This window comes from Thermithiobacillus plumbiphilus (assembly GCF_038070005.1).
Classification (GTDB): domain Bacteria; phylum Pseudomonadota; class Gammaproteobacteria; order Acidithiobacillales; family Thermithiobacillaceae; genus JBBPCO01.
In genome coordinates, this window is sequence record NZ_JBBPCO010000001.1 from 336,514 (window position 1) to 352,600 (window position 16,087).

Here is a 16,087-nt window from a genome sequence, read left to right on the forward strand (position 1 = left end):
AGGGAGTCATTGAAAAGCCCTGGGCAAGGGATCTCAATCGGACCTTTGGGCTATTTTTTATGGATCGCTTTGAGCTATAACTAGATTTTATTTATATAACTTTCGTACGATAGGGGGAAACAGCTCGCATGCTCATGCCGGATTCCGCACGTTTCGTCAGTATCCTCACACAAAACACCGTAGCCCTGATTCTCGCTGGAGGGCGCGGCAGCCGACTCAAGCAACTCACCGACTGGCGCGCCAAGCCAGCCGTCCCCTTCGGTGGCAAGTTTCGCATCATCGACTTTCCATTGTCCAATTGTCTGAACTCCGGCATCCGCAAGATCGGCGTGGTCACCCAGTACAAGGCGCACAGCCTCATTCAGCACATCCAGCGGGGCTGGGGATTCCTGCGCGGTGAGTTCGGCGAGTTCGTCGAGATCATGCCCGCCCAGCAACGCCTGGCGGAAAGCTGGTACAAGGGAACGGCAGACGCCGTTTATCAGAATATCGACATCCTGCGTTCCTATCACCCGAAATTCGTGCTGGTGCTGGCCGGTGACCACATCTACAAGATGGATTATGGCCAGATGCTGGCCAGCCATGTGAATTCACAGGCGGACCTGACCGTTGGCTGCATCGAGATGCCTGCCAATGAAAGCACCTCCTTCGGGGTCATGACCGTGGATGAAAAAGACCGCATCACGGGATTCCAGGAAAAGCCGAAAGATCCAACCCCGATCCCGGGCCAGCCGGATCGCATCCTTGCCAGCATGGGCATCTATGTCTTCAATGCGGATTTTCTCTATGAGCAACTGATTCGCGATGCCCAGGAATCCGAGTCACAGCATGACTTTGGCATCAATCTGATCCCGCACATTGCCTCCAGATACAAGGTCCAGGCCCATCGGTTCGGCAACCAGCGGCATGACGAAAGCGGATTCCTCTCCAATTACTGGCGCGACGTGGGTACCGTGGATGCCTATTGGGAGGCCAACATGGAGCTGACGCGTGTCACGCCCGAGCTGAGCCTCTATGATCGCAACTGGCCCATCTGGACCTATCAGGAACAGTTGCCGCCAGCGAAGTTCATCTTCGACGAAGAGGACCGACGCGGCATGGCCACCGACTCGATGATCTCGGGCGGCTGCATCGTCAGCGGCGCGAGGGTGCGGAACTCACTGCTGTTTTCCAATGTCATCGTGGAGAGTGGCGCCCAAATAGATGAGGCGGTCATTCTGCCCAATGTGCGGATTGCCGAGAACGCCAGATTGCGGCGGGTGATCATCGACAAGGGCACGCTGATCCCGGCCGGGCTGGTGGTTGGAGAAGATCCGGAAGAGGATGCGCGTCGATTCCACCGATCCGAAAAGGGCATCACGCTGATCACCCCGGAGATGCTGGGTCAACCACTGCATGCAGCGCCCCGCTAGAGGCGTTTACCGCGACGGCCATGTCGCCGAGGATCTTTCATGTCACCTGAGCGCAAGCTGAAGGTCGTTTTCTGTTGGCACATGCACCAACCCGAGTACCGACAGATGAGCAGTGGCGATTTTGCCCTGCCCTGGACCTATCTGCACGCCCTCAAGGATTACACCGACATGGCCTGGCACCTGGAGCAGGTGCCGGGTGCCCGGGCCGTGGTCAATTTCGTGCCTATCCTGCTCGACCAGCTCGCGGATTACTGCCAGCAATTTGAAAACGGCAACTTTCGCGATCCCCTGCTCAGGGCTTTGGCCCTGCCGGATCTCGGCACTCTCGGTCAGGATGACAGAAGGCAGCTTCTATCGAGCTGCTTTCGCGCCAACCAGGAACATCTGATTGATCCCTTTCCGGGCTACCGTCACCTGCAGCAGCTTTATCAGCATACCGTGGAGAGCGATGCGGACAGCCTGGAGTATCTGTCTGTTCAATATTTTGCGGATCTGGTCACCTGGTATCACCTTGCCTGGACCGGCGAGACCGTGCGCCGCAGTCATCCTGAAATCATCTCGCTCATGGCCAAGGGCCATGGATTCACGCCAGCGGACCGGCAGCAGCTCATCCACATCTACGGACAGGTATTCGCGGACCTGATCCCGCGCTACCGGCGGCTCGCGGATTCAGGGAAGATAGAGCTTTCGACAACACCTTATTTTCATCCCATTCTACCCTTGTTGCAGGATCTCAAAGTTGCAGCGGAAAGCCTGGATGCCCCGCTCCCGGCAAGGGAGGCCTATCCTGGAGGCATCGAGCGCGCCCGCTGGCATCTCGAGGCAGCAAAACAGTCTCATCGTGAGCTGTTCGGGCATGAAGTTACCGGCATGTGGCCGGCCGAGGGCGGGGTGTCGGATGCCACCTTGCATCTGATGGCCCATGAGGGTCTGCAATGGGCCGCCACCGGTGAGGGTGTGCTTGCCAACAGTCTGCGCCGGCAGATAGAAGGTGAACTGCCGGATCGGGTTGAGTATCTGTATCAGCCCTATCGTGTGAGTGATGGGAGGGCTGGCATCTGTTGCTTCTTCCGCGACGACAGGCTGTCCGATTTGATCGGCTTCGAGTATTCCCGCTGGTTTGGCCGGGATGCGGTGGATCATTTCGTGCATGAGCTTGAAAAGATCCGGGAACTCAGCGCGGATCAACCGGATCCGGTGGTCTCCATCATCCTCGATGGCGAGAATGCCTGGGAATATTACCCCTACAACGGCTTTTACTTTCTGTCGGGTCTCTACCAGCGCCTGGCCGAGCATCCCGGCATCGAAATGAGCACCTACCGTGATTATCTGGTCAATTCGCAAGCACCCTGCCCAGCCAGCCTGGACAAGGTTGTCGCCGGGAGCTGGGTTTACGGGACATTCAGCACCTGGATCGGCTCGCCGGACAAGAATCGCGCCTGGGAACTGCTCTGCGATGCCAAATCCGCATTCGACGCAGTCATTGCCCGGGGCGAACTCAATCCAGCGCAGCTTACCCCGGCCCTGCACCAGCTTGCCATCTGCGAAGGGTCGGACTGGTTCTGGTGGTTTGGAGACTATAATCCGGATGATACGGTACGGGATTTCGACGCACTCTATCGTGCCAATCTGGCGAACCTGTATCGTTTGATCAAGTTACCTGTCCCCAGGGTGCTTGAAGACACGATCAGTGTCGGCGCCGGGCACCCCGCATCAGGTGGTGTCATGCGTCCTGGTCAGGTTCACTGATCACATCCGCTTTCCGCAGATCCAGGGAGGATACACCCCACCCATGAGCAAGCCCCTGTTTCTTGGCATCGATGTAGGTGGCACCAATCTGCGTCTGGGTGTTTATGAGGACTGCACGCTGCGCTGGGATGTCCGCGTGCCCGCCCTGCTGTCCGAACTCTTCAGACGGGCAGATAGTCCTGCAGCGGCAACCAGCCAATTGCTGGATCTGCTCAAGGCGGGCATCGATCAGGCCCTGCATGCCCAACCCGGGATACAGGGCATCGGTATCGGCTTTCCGGGCTTCATTTCCCCGAAAACCCATTGCCTCAGCCAATCGCCCAATATGCCTGGACTACACGACTGGGATATGGTGACGCCATTGCGCGCCCATTCTGGGCTGCCGGTCTATCTGGAAAACGACGCGCTGGCAGCCGCTTATGGTGAATATGCGCTTACCGGCGGCATGGTCGAGAATATGATTTTCATGGGGCTGGGTACGGGGGTGGGTGGTGGCCTGATACTGGGGCGCTCGCCCTTCCCGGGTGAACATGGGGTGGCCATGGAGGTCGGTCATATCATCGTGGACCCCGGTGGCAGGCTTTGTGGCTGCGGTAACAAGGGCTGCCTGGAACAATACGCCTCTGCCACCGGCATCCAGAACAGCTATGCCGCGGCAGTGCCGGGCGAGCGGCTCAATACAAAGCAGATCGCCGAACGCGCAGCACAGGGGGACGTGCATGCACTTGCTGCCTTCCAGCTCGCGGGCGATACCCTTGGGTATGCCCTGGCGAACATGCTCAAGGTGCTCGATCTTGAATATGTCGTGATCGGGGGTGGTGTAGCCGCGGCCTGGGATCTATTCTATCCGGCGCTCCGGCAGCGTCTGGAGGCGGATCTGATCCCGGCGCTCAGAGGGAAGATTCGCGTCGAAGCATCGCGTAGCGAGGACCGCGCGGGGATTCTTGGTGCGGCCATGCTGGCCGCAAGACTCCTGCCCGGCACGGGAGCAGCTTGATTCGCAATCCTTGAAAGGGAGAACGAGAATGGATAACGAACTGGCCTGGGGCATCATCACGATCTCGATGATCATCTTTCTGCTGGTAGGCCTGGTTGCCACCCTGCTGGGTCTCAAGACTCTGAATGCGGCCAACCGCCTGTTGCAGCGGGTTGAAAACGAAGTTGGCCCGCGCAGCGCGCAGGTGCATCAACTGCTGGGCAAGGTGCAATCCTTTAGCGGCAGCGCCGACGACAAGGTCAGGCTGGTCGGCAAGGCCCTTCATGGCGTTGATCTCGTGGCGCACAAGTCGATGCAGGGTCTGTACATGGCCGGCGAGAATATGGGCAAGAGCAGCCTGGTCCTGGTAGGAGCAAAGTTCCTCTACAACCGCCATCAGTCGAAACGGCGCAACAAGGCCAAACGACTGCTGCAGAAGGCTACGGCTACGCTCGACTAGAGCTATCCCTCGGCGTCCTGGCGCGCGGTACGCGCCATTTCAACCAGCACGCCACGCATCTCGCCCGCCGCCTGGATCGGCGCTGGAAACTGACAGCGCAGGCGGCGCCCCTTGCACAGCAGATCGAAGCCTTCCGCATCGATTCCCAGCATACGAACTTCCCCGCTGGCTTCGATGCCATGATAAAACCGGCAATAATCCCGCAGGGCTTGCTGATGATCTGCATTCATGTGCGCCAGCGCCCCCGCCTCCGCTGCAGCCAGTTCATCAAGCATGGTGGCCTGATAGGCAGCGCCTTCTATCCAGTGAATCCGGCCGAACCCGCCGATAAAACGCACCCGCGCCACATCCATGCGGTAGAACCGGAAATCGTGGGTTTCCATGAATCCCGCAGCTTCCGGGAAATAACGCAGATAACGCGCGCGCAGGTGTGCGTCAGGCTCGAAGACGCTGGTTTCACCGACCAGCGTTACCCGGCCCCGGGCCAGTACGCCTTCCTCCGCGCCCGATTCCAGCACCAGCAGACTCGATCGCGGGTCATGCTTGATATTGCGGCTATGCTGAGCGAGGTCGGACAGCAGGAACACCGGTTGCGCCTGATGATCCAGAACATAGGTGGCTACCGAGCCAAAGGGAAAACCTTCCATGGCGACAGATAGGGTGGACAGGGCGCCCACGGCATGGCTGCGCACGATCTGTCTTGCCTGCCCAGCGGGATTCTCTGACGGATTCATTTCAATGGGCTCCTTGCCATGCCTGGGTGCTTGATCCACCGAAGAACTGATTCAATCGCAAGTGTTTCCGGGATACAAGCAAATAATGACTTTTCAAACTAAGCGGAAGACTGGAACACCTCTCAGCCGCCCCTGCCAGGCCGCTGCTTATGCTCAAGGCCAAGGCGGGCTTGCTGCACGAAAAGCTTGAAACCCTCGAAGCTGTCCTCGTCCAGTGCCCGTCCGCTTGCCTGACGATCACCATAGAAGGCCCCGATCGTCTTGCCTCGGATGATGGCCGGGCCGAGAAAATATCCATTGGCTGGTGAAGGACCGGCCAGAAGGCCCAGATCCCGGGCAGCGAGAGGCGCGACCTGTTTCTGCCAGATGCAGGCCGCCCTGTCCAGGTGCGCCTGCAGTTCGCCGCCGGCTCTAAGCGGGATTTTCTGGCCGGTATCTGCTTGTGGGTTACCGGCATCGAGCACGTAGCGAATCTGTAATACCTGTTTGTCTGCGGACAGTACCGCGAAAACGACGCGATCCAGACCAAGCCCGCGGAACAGCCCTTCCATCACCATCTCCAGCACCATCTGCAAGGGGCTGTCATCGGAAAACACCTGAGTCAGTTCACGCAGGATGCGCAACTGCAAGGCTGGGTCGGCAGGCAGCCAGACGGGTGCCGCTTCCCTTGCTTCGACTATCTCGGCTTGGCCCTGTCCAGGATCCGGGCCGACAAAACCATGCTGGCGCAGCAATTCATCCGCGGCCCTAGCATTTTCCTGCAGAAACTTCTGGACCTCCTCGACATCCCTATGCAGCGCTGTCGCCAGATCCGTGCTGAATTTCATTGTTTCGGGAGATGACCAGCCATGCCTTTCAGCAAGCAATGCAATCTCATGCCCCTGACGCACTGACTGGATTCGTGGCTGGCGCCCTTGTGGATCTTGCAGCACCTCCAGGAGCGAAGCATTCAGCTTCCATTCGCGGGCCAGTTCACTGGTGAGTCTCTGAAAGCGGCAGCCGATCACTTCTTCTTCCACCTGTGAAAGGGACATTCCCTGCTTCAAGGCCTCATCGGCGACCAGGCCCAGGCCATCGGAAAAACACCAGAAAGCCAGCTCGCCAATGGGCAGCAGCAATGCAGCTATGAACGCTTCTTCAGGTGCGGGATCGCCGCGCACCACTGCCAGGGCCCTTGCCTGCACGGCAGCGTGGAAGGCCCGTGAACTCACCTGCGAGGCACGCTCATTAAGCTCCGCACACAGGACCGTATCCAGGATGGCAATGGACAGTGCAATGCTCTTGAGCAGATCGGTTCCGAGCAATATGAGGCTGCGGCTGACAGTACTGACGGTGCGGCCCGAGGGATTATAGAAAGAGCTGTTGGCCGCCCGAAGAATACGGGTAGTCAGGGCAGCATCCTGCAGGATGGCCTGGGTCAGGCGCATGGTCGAGCTACGCTCGTCATCAACGATGGCAGAGAAGCTGTGCAGGGTTGCTCTCAGAATCGGCAATTGCTGCTCGGAAACGGCCGTGATCCAGGTTTGGGTGTCCAGCTTTTTACCTGGCTTTTGCGAGGATTTCATTAGCTGTCACTAAAGTTATTAAATAATGAAAATTCATACATTCCCATTTTCAACGATATTTCAGCCTATTCCATATTGTTTCCCATGTTCACCAGCCAAGCCGGATTCCAGGATATCATATCAATGTCCAACTTCACCCCTTGCGCGTGAGTTCAGCCAGGACAGGCTGTTCTCGGTGATGTTGTGGATTTGTTACAGCTGATCACACATATCCTCTTTTCGTCTGAGGTACTAAAGAGGGAAAAAAGCTATGCTTTCACCATAAAAGAAAAAAGTCATTAGAAATTATCAAGGATCAGGAAATGCAAAATACCAATCGACTATTGGCAGTGATCAAGGCAAGCATCAAGGCCAACGGCAACTGTGTCGTGCCCTTTTTCGCCCTGACCGAAATATTCCCGGTCATTCAGGACGAGGCCATGGAAGCTGGCCGGCTACCAGCGAACATCTGCCAACGCATTCGCACCCTCTGCAGCACGGAACATCTGGCCTGCCGGTACGATGAAAAACGTAAGGTGGTCGTTTTCAATGATGCTCGCTGGTCTGGATCAACGTATCAGGACAGCTTTGGCGAATCGGCACAGGCAGGTTGCGCATGAGTGCCCTTACAATCCAGGGCGCCAAGATCTATGGCGCAGAAATCCGCATTGGTGCTGGTGAACCAGCGCCCAGTTTCGTTGCCTGTTCCTTTTTTAACTGCCGGATCTCGGTGGATGAGAGCAGCCGGGAAACCTACTTCCAGAACTGCCTGTTCCATGGATGTTCCCACGAAAACCTGCAGACCGCCAGCATGAATTGCCTGTTTGACGACAACTACTCCCTCGCGCTCTGAACCCGGCAGGCGCAACAGGGCGATATCCCCATCCCGGATGTAGGTTGCCTGAAAGATTCAGGACGAAAGTCCCTTCTTCCCGCCCCCCAAATTTTTTACTTTTATACAACAGCAATATAGGGGAGGAATAATCATGCAACTGTCCGAGCAACTGTTTCGCGAACAGACGCTGGCGAGCCTCATGCGCGCAGCCGAGGAGCGGCCGGAAACCACTGCATTGCGGCTCAGTGTCAACCGCCTGCAGGAGTTGATTGATACGATGTCACAGTCGGTGCGTCAGTTGAGCAGGGATGATCTCGAAGAATGTACCAAGACGCTGCTGCTTGAGCTTGCCTATTACAAGGTGAAACACACCATTGCTACCAGTGAAGCCTTGCTGGAGATATCCCAGCTTTCCACCACCAAGCTCACGAAGGTGCTGACGGAAGCCAATAATGAACTGTTACAGGTGCAGGAGCAGGTCAGGATTGGTAACACCAATGTCGTTCATTTCAAAGGCAAGCTTCCGGCCTGAGATACCGGCCGGGAGTGTATCCTACCCTCCCGGCTGTCATTCCCGTATCATTTCCGTAAATTCCCCCTTGCTCTGATGGCCTGAACTGATGACCTTTGCCTTGCCCGGTCCCGACAAACTCGTCACCAATCTCGTATTGACCGGGCTGTTGATTGCTCTCCTTTTGCTGGTACGCCATCTCAGCGAGCGCGGCCTCCGCCACCAGACCGGGCTGGGTGTCGACAAGCGCAGGAAGTTTTCCGTCAACATCCGTAATGGATTGATTTTTCTTTTTCTCCTGGGATCGGTGTTCATCTGGGCCTCGGAAATACGGACTTTTGCGGTCTCGCTGGTGGCCCTGGCCGTGGCCATGGTCATTGCCACCAAGGAACTGATTCTCTGCGTACTCGGCACCATTTTCCGCACAGGCACGAATGCCTATGGCATCGGGGATGTCATCGAAATCAATGATATACGTGGGCAGGTCGTGGATCAGACTCTGCTCGGCACGACAGTGATGGAGGTGATCTCCAACCAGTATACCGGGCGGTCCGTGACCTTTCCCAACAGCCTGATGCTGAGTCAGCCGATCTACAACGAATCCTATATTGGCAGGTTCACGGTGAAGGTGCTCACGATCCCGATAGCCTCGGACACAGACTGGCAATACGCAGAGCAGCTTCTGCTGGAGGCCGCGCAAATGGAATGCGGCCCTTTTCTGGATGAGGTGCGCGAACACATGCAAAACCTGGAAGGCAGATATGGCATCAGTACCCCGGCTCCTGAGCCGAGGGTGCTGGTAACCCTGCCCGCGCCGGAAGTCATTCATCTGCTGTTGCGTTTCCCCACCCCAGATCATGCACGCGACCGGCTGGAACAGGCCATCCTGCGGCGTTTCCTCGGAGAATTTCAGCCAGTGCCACCGGAGAGGCGGCGCATTGACCGATAGCTGGGCGCTGTCAGAGATAATGATGACTGTCAGGCACTCATGTTCGTCGGAGATAAACGTCATAGCGGGTATTGGGGCTATCGATCGAGAATGTTGGTGTGGGCCCTGACAGGGGCTCCGCCAGGCGCGGCCGCTTGACCACGACTCGTTTCCTGGCTGAATGCAGGGCCTGTTCCAGCAGGCTGGCAGCATCCAGATCCTGACCGACCACCCGGTGCAATAGCTGCATTTCCTTTTTGACCAGAGCGTGCTTGTTTCGCGGCGGGTACATGGGATCGAGATAGATGGTGTCGGGGGGTTCGGCTTCACTGACGACCTGCATGAGCGCCGCGCCCTCGCCCATTCGCAGCGTCATTTGCGCTACGATGCCGGCCAGTTCCGGTACGGCTGCGGCTCTTTCAAGGCCATCCGCCAGCAGGGCCGCAATGGCAGCCTGCCGCTCCAGCAGTGTAATCCGACAGCCCAGGCTGGCAAGCACGAAGGCGTCGCGCCCAAGCCCTGCCGTGGCATCGAGTACCAGCGGTCGCTCCCCGCCCTTCAGACCCACGGCGCGCGCTAGGGGTTGCGAGACGCCCCCGCCGTGGCGCCGACGAAAGTCGAGCCGACCGCCTGCGAAATCCACGAATACCGGGCCGGGCGCATCGGGCCCCAATTGCTGCAATTGCAGGCGCTCAGGCGTCAGCAGCAGAACGATATCCGCTTCACTGGGCGGCCGCTCATGGATGGAAAAGCCATATTTCCCGGCAAAATGTTCTGCCCACTCCCACAAGGCAGGATCCGGGCAGACCAGCGGGATTGGCGCATGACCTGCCCCGCCCCCCGACTCAGGCATCGTAGCCTAGAATGGGCGCCAGCCAGCGCTCGGCCTCGGCTTCGGTCCAGCCCTTGCGTCGGGCATAGTCCATCACCTGATCGCGCTGTATCTTGCCCGTGCCGAAGTAACGGGATTCCGGATGGCTGAAGTACCAGCCTGAAACAGCCGCCGTAGGCAGCATGGCAAAGCTTTCGGTGATGCTGATGCCGGCATGCTGGTCCGGGCGGATCAGTTCCCAGAGCGTGGCCTTTTCGGTGTGATCCGGGCAGGCCGGATAGCCGGGCGCTGGGCGGATGCCCTGGTACTGCTCGGCAATCAGGGCATCATTGTCCAGTTGCTCGTCGGGCGCGTAGCCCCAGAATTCCTTGCGCACGCGCTCATGCAGTCGCTCGGCGAAGGCCTCGGCCAGCCGGTCGGCCAAGGCCTTGAGCATGATGGCATTGTAATCGTCGTGGTCGGCCTCGAACCTCGCCAGATGTTCCTCGATACCGATGCCGGTAGTCACGGCGAAGGCACCGAGATAATCAGGCGTCCCTTCGGGCGCGACGTAATCGGCGAGACTGACATTGGGGCGCCCGCTACCACGATCCATCTGCTGGCGAATCATGTGCAGGGTGGTCAGGCGCTCGGCTCTGGAGTCATCCCGATACAGTGCTATGTCGTCTGAATTCACCTGGTTGGCCGGGAAAAAGCCGATCACAGCACGAGCCTGCAGCCATTTTTCCGAGACGATGCGCTGGAGCATCGCCTTGGCATCGGCAAATAGCTTGCGCGCCTCCTCCCCCACGATCTCGTCATCCAGGATGCGCGGGTACTTGCCGGCCAGCTCCCAGGACTGGAAAAAGGGCGTCCAGTCGATGCGCTCGACCAGTTCCTGTAGCGGGTAATCCTCAAAACTGCGGATGCCCAGAAAGCTGGGTTTCGGCGGGGTATAGCTTGCCCAGTCGATCGGCACCCGGTTCTGCCGAGCGGCTTCGAGCGAGGCGCTCTTGCGCTTGTCACTCTGGGCCGCGCGCGCGGTGCGAATCCCGGTATATTCATCGCGGATGCCCGCGATGTAGGCATCGCGCCGCTCCGGAGACAAGAGGCTCTGAGCAACGCCAACCGCCCGCGAGGCATCCGGCACATAGACCGTCGGTCCGCGCTTGTAGCCGGGTTCGATCTTGACCGCCGTATGCACCTTGGAGGTGGTCGCGCCACCGATCAAGAGCGGCACTTCAAAACCCTGACGCTCCATTTCCTTGGCGACATGGGTCATTTCTTCCAGCGATGGCGTGATCAGGCCCGAAAGCCCGATGATGTCCACGTCGCGCTCGCGAGCGGTATCCAGAATCTTTTGCGCCGGCACCATGACGCCAAGATCGATCACCTCGAAGTTGTTGCATTGCAGCACCACGCCGACGATATTCTTGCCGATGTCATGCACGTCGCCCTTGACCGTGGCCATGAGGATGCGCCCCTGGGCGCGGCTGCCCTCGGTCTTGAGTGCCTCGATATAGGGGATGAGATAGGCCACGGCCTTTTTCATCACGCGCGCGGACTTCACCACCTGAGGCAGGAACATCTTGCCAGCGCCAAACAGATCGCCGACCACATTCATGCCGTCCATCAGCGGGCCTTCGATGACCTCGATGGGATGATTCACCCGCTGGCGCGCTTCCTCGGCGTCTACCTCGGCATAATCGGCAATGCCTTTGACCAAAGCATGAGACAGCCGCTTTTCCACCGGCCAGGTACGCCATTCCAGGGTTTCCTGCTGCTTCTCACCGCCCCCGGCGCGATACTGGTCGGCGATTTCCAGCAGTCGCTCGGTGGCATCCGGGCGACGGTTGAGCACCACATCCTCCACCCGCTCGCGCAGTTCCGCCGGGATCTCCTCATAGATCGCAAGCTGGCCGGCATTGACGATGCCCATGTCCATGCCCGCACCAATGGCGTGATAGAGAAACACGGCATGAATGGCCTCGCGCACCGGATCATTGCCGCGAAAACTGAAGGACACGTTCGACACGCCGCCCGAGATCAGGGCATGCGGCAGTTGCTGCTTGATCGCGCGCGTGGCCTCGATGAAATCCACGCCGTAGTTGTTGTGCTCCTCGATGCCGGTGGCGACTGCAAAGATATTGGGATCGAAGATGATGTCCTCGGCCGGAAAGCCGATTTCCTCGGTAAGGATACGGTAGGCACGCGCGCAGATCTCGATCTTGCGCTGCTGGGTGTCGGCCTGCCCGGTCTCATCAAAGGCCATGACCACCACCGCCGCGCCATAGCGGCGCACCAGTCGCGCCTGCTCGCGGAACCTGTCCTCGCCTTCCTTGAGGCTGATGGAGTTGACGATGCCCTTGCCCTGAATGCACTTGAGCCCCGCCTCCAGCACCTCCCACTTGGACGAATCAATCATGATCGGCACGCGCGAGATATCCGGCTCGCTGGCGATCAGGTGCAGAAAACGCACCATCACGGCCTGGGAATCCAGCAGGCCCTCATCCATGTTGATGTCGATGACCTGCGCGCCGCTTTCGACCTGCTGACGCGCGACCTCCAGCGCCGCCTCGGTGTCACCGGCCTTGATGAGCTTCTTGAACCGCGCCGAGCCCGTAACGTTGGTGCGCTCGCCGACATTCACAAAGAGGCTTTCCGCCGTGATGTCCAGGGGCTCCAGACCGGAAAGTCGGCAGGCGGGTTCGATTTCGGGGATGGCGCGCGGCGGAAATATTTTAACCGCCTCAGCGATGGCGCGGATGTGATCGGGCGTAGTGCCGCAGCAGCCACCGACGATGTTCAGAAAGCCGGACTCCGCCCAGTCGCGGATCTCGCGGGCCATGGCCTCGGGAGACTCATCGTATTCCCCGAACTCGTTGGGTAAGCCGGCATTTGGGTGGGCCGAGACCTGCGTTTCGGAGATGCGCGACAACTCCTCGACATACTGGCGTAACTGCTTGGCGCCCAGCGCACAGTTCAGGCCAATCGAAAAAGGCTCGACATGGCGCAGGGAGTTATAAAAGGCCTCCGTGGTCTGGCCCGAAAGCGTGCGGCCCGAGGCATCTGTGATGGTGCCCGAAATCATCACCGGCAACTTGAGTCCCTCGTTCTCAAAGTACTGGGTGATGGCAAAGGCGGCGGCCTTGGCGTTGAGGGTATCGAAGATCGTCTCGATCATCAGCATGTCCGCGCCGCCATCCACCAGGCCGCGCACCGCTTCGAGATAGGTGGTGACCAGGGTGTCAAAATCGATATTGCGGAAACCGGGATCGTTGACGTCCGGCGACAGGCTCGCCGTGCGACTGGTGGGACCGAGCACGCCCGCCACATAGCGCGGGCGCTCATCGGTCTCAAAGGCATCGCAGGCGGCGCGGGCGAGCTTGGCGCCCTCGAAATTGAGCTCATATACCTGGGCCTCCATGCCGTAATCAGCCATGGAGATGGCATTGGCATTGAAGGTATTGGTCTCGATGATATCCGCGCCCGCATCCAGATAGGCCTCGTGAATGCCACGGATGATGGCAGGCTGCGTGAGCGTCAGCAGATCGTTGTTGCCCTTGAGGTCCGAGGGCCAGTCGGCAAAGCGCGTGCCCCGGTAATCAGTTTCCTGGAGCTGGTGTTTCTGGATCATGGTGCCCATGGCGCCATCAAGAATCAGAATGCGCTCCCGCGCCCTGTCAGCCAGCTGTCCGATGCGCTTGTTCCGGTCCAAATCCTATCCCTCGCGAGCAAAAACCTGATTATAGCGGAATCGGGCACACAGGACAGGGCTGGACGGAGCAGTGGGATCAGCTGCGCCGCACCTCTTCAAGGAACTCGCGAAAACAGGCCGCCAAGCGTTGTGGCGGGTAATGGGCATTCAGGCCGCTGGGCTCGGGCAGCAGCCAGACGCGGCTTTGCTGCAGGCGGAAATCCTGCAGGCCGGGCTGGGCACCGGGACATGCAAAGACCAACCGGAAAGCCCCCACCCCAAGAAAGGCCAGATAGCGCGGGCGCCAGTGGCTTACCCGCCTTTCCAGCTCTCCTAGACCCCGACGCAACTCTTCAATTTGCAATTCCGCTGCCCTGCGCGTAGGCCTTTGCACCAGCACAGTGATTCCGAGCCCATATTCCAGAAGCCTGGATTTTTCGGCGGGCGTAAGCTGACGCGGGCTAAAACCGGATTCATGGAGCGCGCGCCAGAAGCGATTGCCGGGCCGAGCAAAATGATGGCCAAGGGCAGCCGAATGCAGGCCCGGATTGATACCGCAAAACAGTACGTCGAGATCCGGTGCGATCAGGTCGGGAATGCTCAAACTGGTCCTCCCACCTGCGCCTTGGGGAGAGCGGAAATTTCCTTGTATGGCATGGCCGGCTCCTTTCATTGAAGCGAAATCGACGAACATGATCCATCATCCAGAGTAAAAGCGACCTATGATCCTGCCACTTTCATATTCTGATCATGAATGATAATACCCGGACTGGAACGATGCAGCAGGCATTTATACCTACTCATAATTTTTCACATTTACATAATCAAATTACCATCTCAACTCAATTTAAAACTTAAGTAGGATAAAAATAAATACAATTTGTAGCATAGTGATCATTAGGAGTAGGTATAAGCTGGAGATCAGCGAATGACAACCTTGTATGCGGAAATGGATCTACACCAAGCCATGACGAAGCTGGAATCTTCTCTTTTCGAATTTGCCCATCTCGTCCGTTCTGAAAGGTTTGCGGCCTGGGCATCCGCCGACTTGTGGGATGCTGACGCTCGAAACAAAGTGGCGTCATTGATTACCCAGATTGACTATGAGGATGGCCAGATTGGCAATGAGGCTGTGATACTGCCGGGGCTGATTGGTGCCAGTGATGAATTACTGGCGCTGGCAGAGGTGGTCAATGGTCACAAGGATGCAGTACGAAAAGCGCTCATGGCACTAAAAGGCCAGACAGTTGAACTGACCAGCGCGCAGGGTCGGACACGGCGGGCACAAGCCGACCAGCATACCCTGACCCGCCTGGGGCATGCCCGCCTGCATCGGCTGCAGGCTTGGCGGCACATACCGGTACTCTCGGCGCGGCCAGCGGCGGTCTGGTTTGCCTGGTCTGAATCCAAGAAGGTATATCGAATCGATTGCGCGGAGGCGCGCCGGCGTCTCGAAGCCCTGGGGGCAGACCAACCCCATATCGCCTGGCAGCTCGAAAAGCTTTCGGGCTTGAAGCCGGATACGCCCCTGGGCGTAATCGGGCGTGCCAGGCCGCATGCCCGTGCGAATATATTCTGGCCAGACAAGCAGATGATGCAGGTTCGTGCATCTCTGCCCCTCTTCTATCCGGCCAGACCTGGCGAGCCCTTGCCGGAACTGACCCCGATTGCCGAGGACCGTCAGAAACGCACAAAGCGTAGCCAGCGCCGTGACACGCATCTGCAGCCTGATCCGTTTCTACCTTCGATCCATGCTTACACTTACCTGCAATGAACCTTGATCGCAACGATGCCAGTGCCGATTCCGAACGCTACCCCGGGAGGCACCGGCATGAAATTCACCGAAAAGGGCCTGTTCAATCTCAAGCCCCGAACCGAGCGCTACGAGGTCTGGGAGACCAACGATCATGGCAAGGTGTGCCGCTCTCCCCCCTGGCGCTGGAGATCCTGGCGCGGGCGCTGGCTGATGGCGGCGCGTATGTCTTCCCCTCCCCGCGAGGTGACAGGCCCATGGGCGTGGCTGCGGCCAGTCAGGCAATCCGCGACAATCTGACGGCTTTCGGGATAGCACCCTTTACCCCGCATGACCTGCGGCGCACGGCAGCCAGCCACATGACCGGCATTGGCATCAGCCGGCTTACGGTTTCCAAGATCCTGAACCATGCCGAGCAAGGCATTACAGCCGTCTATGACCGGCATTCCTATGATGCCGAGAAGCGCCAAGCCCTGGACACCTGGGCGCGCAAGCTCGCACTGCTGGAGGATGCCGAGCCCGGCGCTGACGTCGTGCCGCTGACCAGGGCGGGCTAGATCAATGCAGAGTGCTGGCCTTCTTGCAGGTTATACGGCGCTGCCGTATCATAGTTTGACATGATCGAATATCATTGATACCCCGCTGTTCTCTCGATTGCTGCTGACCATCTACGCCAA

At 58.6% G+C, this 16,087-nt stretch carries 15 protein-coding genes; 10 read left to right on the forward strand and 5 right to left on the reverse strand.

The genetic code is table 11. The features are described from left to right. The first annotated feature begins 128 nt into the window (after window positions 1-128). The 4 genes from glgC to WOB96_RS01610 are packed head-to-tail and all read left to right on the forward strand — an operon-like array spanning window position 129 to window position 4,597. On the forward strand, window positions 129-1,412 hold the full coding sequence (gene glgC, locus WOB96_RS01595; protein ID WP_341369510.1) for a glucose-1-phosphate adenylyltransferase: 1,284 nt from the start codon (window positions 129-131) through the stop codon (window positions 1,410-1,412). A gap of 39 nt (window positions 1,413-1,451) precedes the next feature. Next, window positions 1,452-3,161 (forward strand): glycoside hydrolase family 57 protein, encoded by a 1,710-nt coding sequence (locus tag WOB96_RS01600; RefSeq protein WP_341369511.1) that lies wholly within the window; start codon window positions 1,452-1,454, stop codon window positions 3,159-3,161. A 43-nt stretch (window positions 3,162-3,204) separates the two neighbouring features. Next, window positions 3,205-4,158 (forward strand): ROK family protein, encoded by a 954-nt coding sequence (locus WOB96_RS01605; RefSeq protein WP_341369512.1) that lies wholly within the window; start codon window positions 3,205-3,207, stop codon window positions 4,156-4,158. A gap of 28 nt (window positions 4,159-4,186) precedes the next feature. Further along, window positions 4,187-4,597, forward strand: coding sequence for a DUF948 domain-containing protein (locus WOB96_RS01610; RefSeq protein ID WP_341369513.1), 411 nt, complete (start codon window positions 4,187-4,189; stop codon window positions 4,595-4,597). Between the two features lie 2 nt (window positions 4,598-4,599). On the opposite strand, the gene WOB96_RS01615 is transcribed toward WOB96_RS01610, so the two are convergent. Together WOB96_RS01615 and WOB96_RS01620 are read right to left on the reverse strand one after the other, a co-directional pair. Beyond that, the gene (locus WOB96_RS01615; RefSeq protein ID WP_341369514.1) at window positions 4,600-5,331 is read right to left on the reverse strand and encodes a HugZ family pyridoxamine 5'-phosphate oxidase; all 732 of its coding nucleotides are present in this window, start codon (window positions 5,329-5,331) and stop codon (window positions 4,600-4,602) included. A gap of 122 nt (window positions 5,332-5,453) precedes the next feature. Continuing rightward, the gene (locus WOB96_RS01620) at window positions 5,454-6,896 is read right to left on the reverse strand and encodes an HDOD domain-containing protein (RefSeq protein WP_341369515.1); all 1,443 of its coding nucleotides are present in this window, start codon (window positions 6,894-6,896) and stop codon (window positions 5,454-5,456) included. Between the two features lie 302 nt (window positions 6,897-7,198). Here WOB96_RS01620 and WOB96_RS01625 point away from each other — a divergent pair, with 302 nt between their 5' ends. From WOB96_RS01625 to WOB96_RS01640, 4 genes are all read left to right on the forward strand, one after another. Then, window positions 7,199-7,495 carry a hypothetical protein gene (locus WOB96_RS01625; protein ID WP_341369516.1) on the forward strand — a complete coding sequence of 99 codons (297 nt, stop codon included), beginning with the start codon at window positions 7,199-7,201 and terminating at the stop codon, window positions 7,493-7,495. Then, window positions 7,492-7,728 (forward strand): hypothetical protein, encoded by a 237-nt coding sequence (locus WOB96_RS01630; RefSeq protein WP_341369517.1) that lies wholly within the window; start codon window positions 7,492-7,494, stop codon window positions 7,726-7,728. The genes WOB96_RS01625 and WOB96_RS01630 overlap by 4 nt, the downstream gene beginning before the upstream one ends. Window positions 7,729-7,861: 133 nt before the next feature. After that, a complete protein-coding gene (locus WOB96_RS01635; protein ID WP_341369518.1) occupies window positions 7,862-8,242 on the forward strand; it encodes a hypothetical protein in 381 nt (126 codons plus the stop codon). A gap of 88 nt (window positions 8,243-8,330) precedes the next feature. Beyond that, window positions 8,331-9,170 (forward strand): mechanosensitive ion channel family protein, encoded by an 840-nt coding sequence (locus tag WOB96_RS01640; RefSeq protein WP_341369519.1) that lies wholly within the window; start codon window positions 8,331-8,333, stop codon window positions 9,168-9,170. 37 nt (window positions 9,171-9,207) lie between these two features. On the opposite strand, the gene WOB96_RS01645 is transcribed toward WOB96_RS01640, so the two are convergent. The 3 genes from WOB96_RS01645 to mug all read right to left on the reverse strand — a co-directional run bounded on the left by WOB96_RS01645 (window position 9,208) and on the right by mug (window position 14,261). Beyond that, the gene (locus tag WOB96_RS01645; protein ID WP_341369520.1) at window positions 9,208-10,002 is read right to left on the reverse strand and encodes a class I SAM-dependent methyltransferase; all 795 of its coding nucleotides are present in this window, start codon (window positions 10,000-10,002) and stop codon (window positions 9,208-9,210) included. Further along, window positions 9,995-13,678, reverse strand: coding sequence for a methionine synthase (gene metH / locus WOB96_RS01650; protein WP_341369521.1), 3,684 nt, complete (start codon window positions 13,676-13,678; stop codon window positions 9,995-9,997). The genes WOB96_RS01645 and metH overlap by 8 nt, the downstream gene beginning before the upstream one ends. 76 nt (window positions 13,679-13,754) lie before the next feature. After that, window positions 13,755-14,261 (reverse strand): G/U mismatch-specific DNA glycosylase, encoded by a 507-nt coding sequence (mug, locus tag WOB96_RS01655; protein WP_341369522.1) that lies wholly within the window; start codon window positions 14,259-14,261, stop codon window positions 13,755-13,757. A gap of 480 nt (window positions 14,262-14,741) precedes the next feature. On the opposite strand from mug, the gene WOB96_RS01660 reads away from it, so the two are divergent. Both WOB96_RS01660 and WOB96_RS01665 read left to right on the forward strand, forming a co-directional pair. Further along, entirely contained in the window at window positions 14,742-15,431 is a 690-nt protein-coding gene (locus WOB96_RS01660; RefSeq protein ID WP_341369523.1) for a hypothetical protein, read from the forward strand. A 143-nt stretch (window positions 15,432-15,574) separates the two neighbouring features. Continuing rightward, window positions 15,575-15,967 carry a tyrosine-type recombinase/integrase gene (locus tag WOB96_RS01665; protein WP_341369524.1) on the forward strand — a complete coding sequence of 131 codons (393 nt, stop codon included), beginning with the start codon at window positions 15,575-15,577 and terminating at the stop codon, window positions 15,965-15,967. Window positions 15,968-16,087: the final 120 nt, after the last annotated feature.

Excerpts from the sequence above, each read along its gene's own strand:
- glgC (WP_341369510.1), top strand. The coding sequence starts at position 129 with ATGCTCATGCCGGATTCCGCACGTTTCGTCAGTATCCTCACACAAAAC.
- WOB96_RS01600 (WP_341369511.1), top strand. The coding sequence starts at position 1,452 with ATGTCACCTGAGCGCAAGCTGAAGGTCGTTTTCTGTTGGCACATGCAC.
- WOB96_RS01605 (WP_341369512.1), top strand. The coding sequence starts at position 3,205 with ATGAGCAAGCCCCTGTTTCTTGGCATCGATGTAGGTGGCACCAATCTG.
- WOB96_RS01610 (WP_341369513.1), top strand. The coding sequence starts at position 4,187 with ATGGATAACGAACTGGCCTGGGGCATCATCACGATCTCGATGATCATC.
- WOB96_RS01615 (WP_341369514.1), bottom strand. The coding sequence starts at position 5,331 with ATGAATCCGTCAGAGAATCCCGCTGGGCAGGCAAGACAGATCGTGCGC.
- WOB96_RS01620 (WP_341369515.1), bottom strand. The coding sequence starts at position 6,896 with ATGAAATCCTCGCAAAAGCCAGGTAAAAAGCTGGACACCCAAACCTGG.
- WOB96_RS01625 (WP_341369516.1), top strand. The coding sequence starts at position 7,199 with ATGCAAAATACCAATCGACTATTGGCAGTGATCAAGGCAAGCATCAAG.
- WOB96_RS01630 (WP_341369517.1), top strand. The coding sequence starts at position 7,492 with ATGAGTGCCCTTACAATCCAGGGCGCCAAGATCTATGGCGCAGAAATC.
- WOB96_RS01635 (WP_341369518.1), top strand. The coding sequence starts at position 7,862 with ATGCAACTGTCCGAGCAACTGTTTCGCGAACAGACGCTGGCGAGCCTC.
- WOB96_RS01640 (WP_341369519.1), top strand. The coding sequence starts at position 8,331 with ATGACCTTTGCCTTGCCCGGTCCCGACAAACTCGTCACCAATCTCGTA.
- WOB96_RS01645 (WP_341369520.1), bottom strand. The coding sequence starts at position 10,002 with ATGCCTGAGTCGGGGGGCGGGGCAGGTCATGCGCCAATCCCGCTGGTC.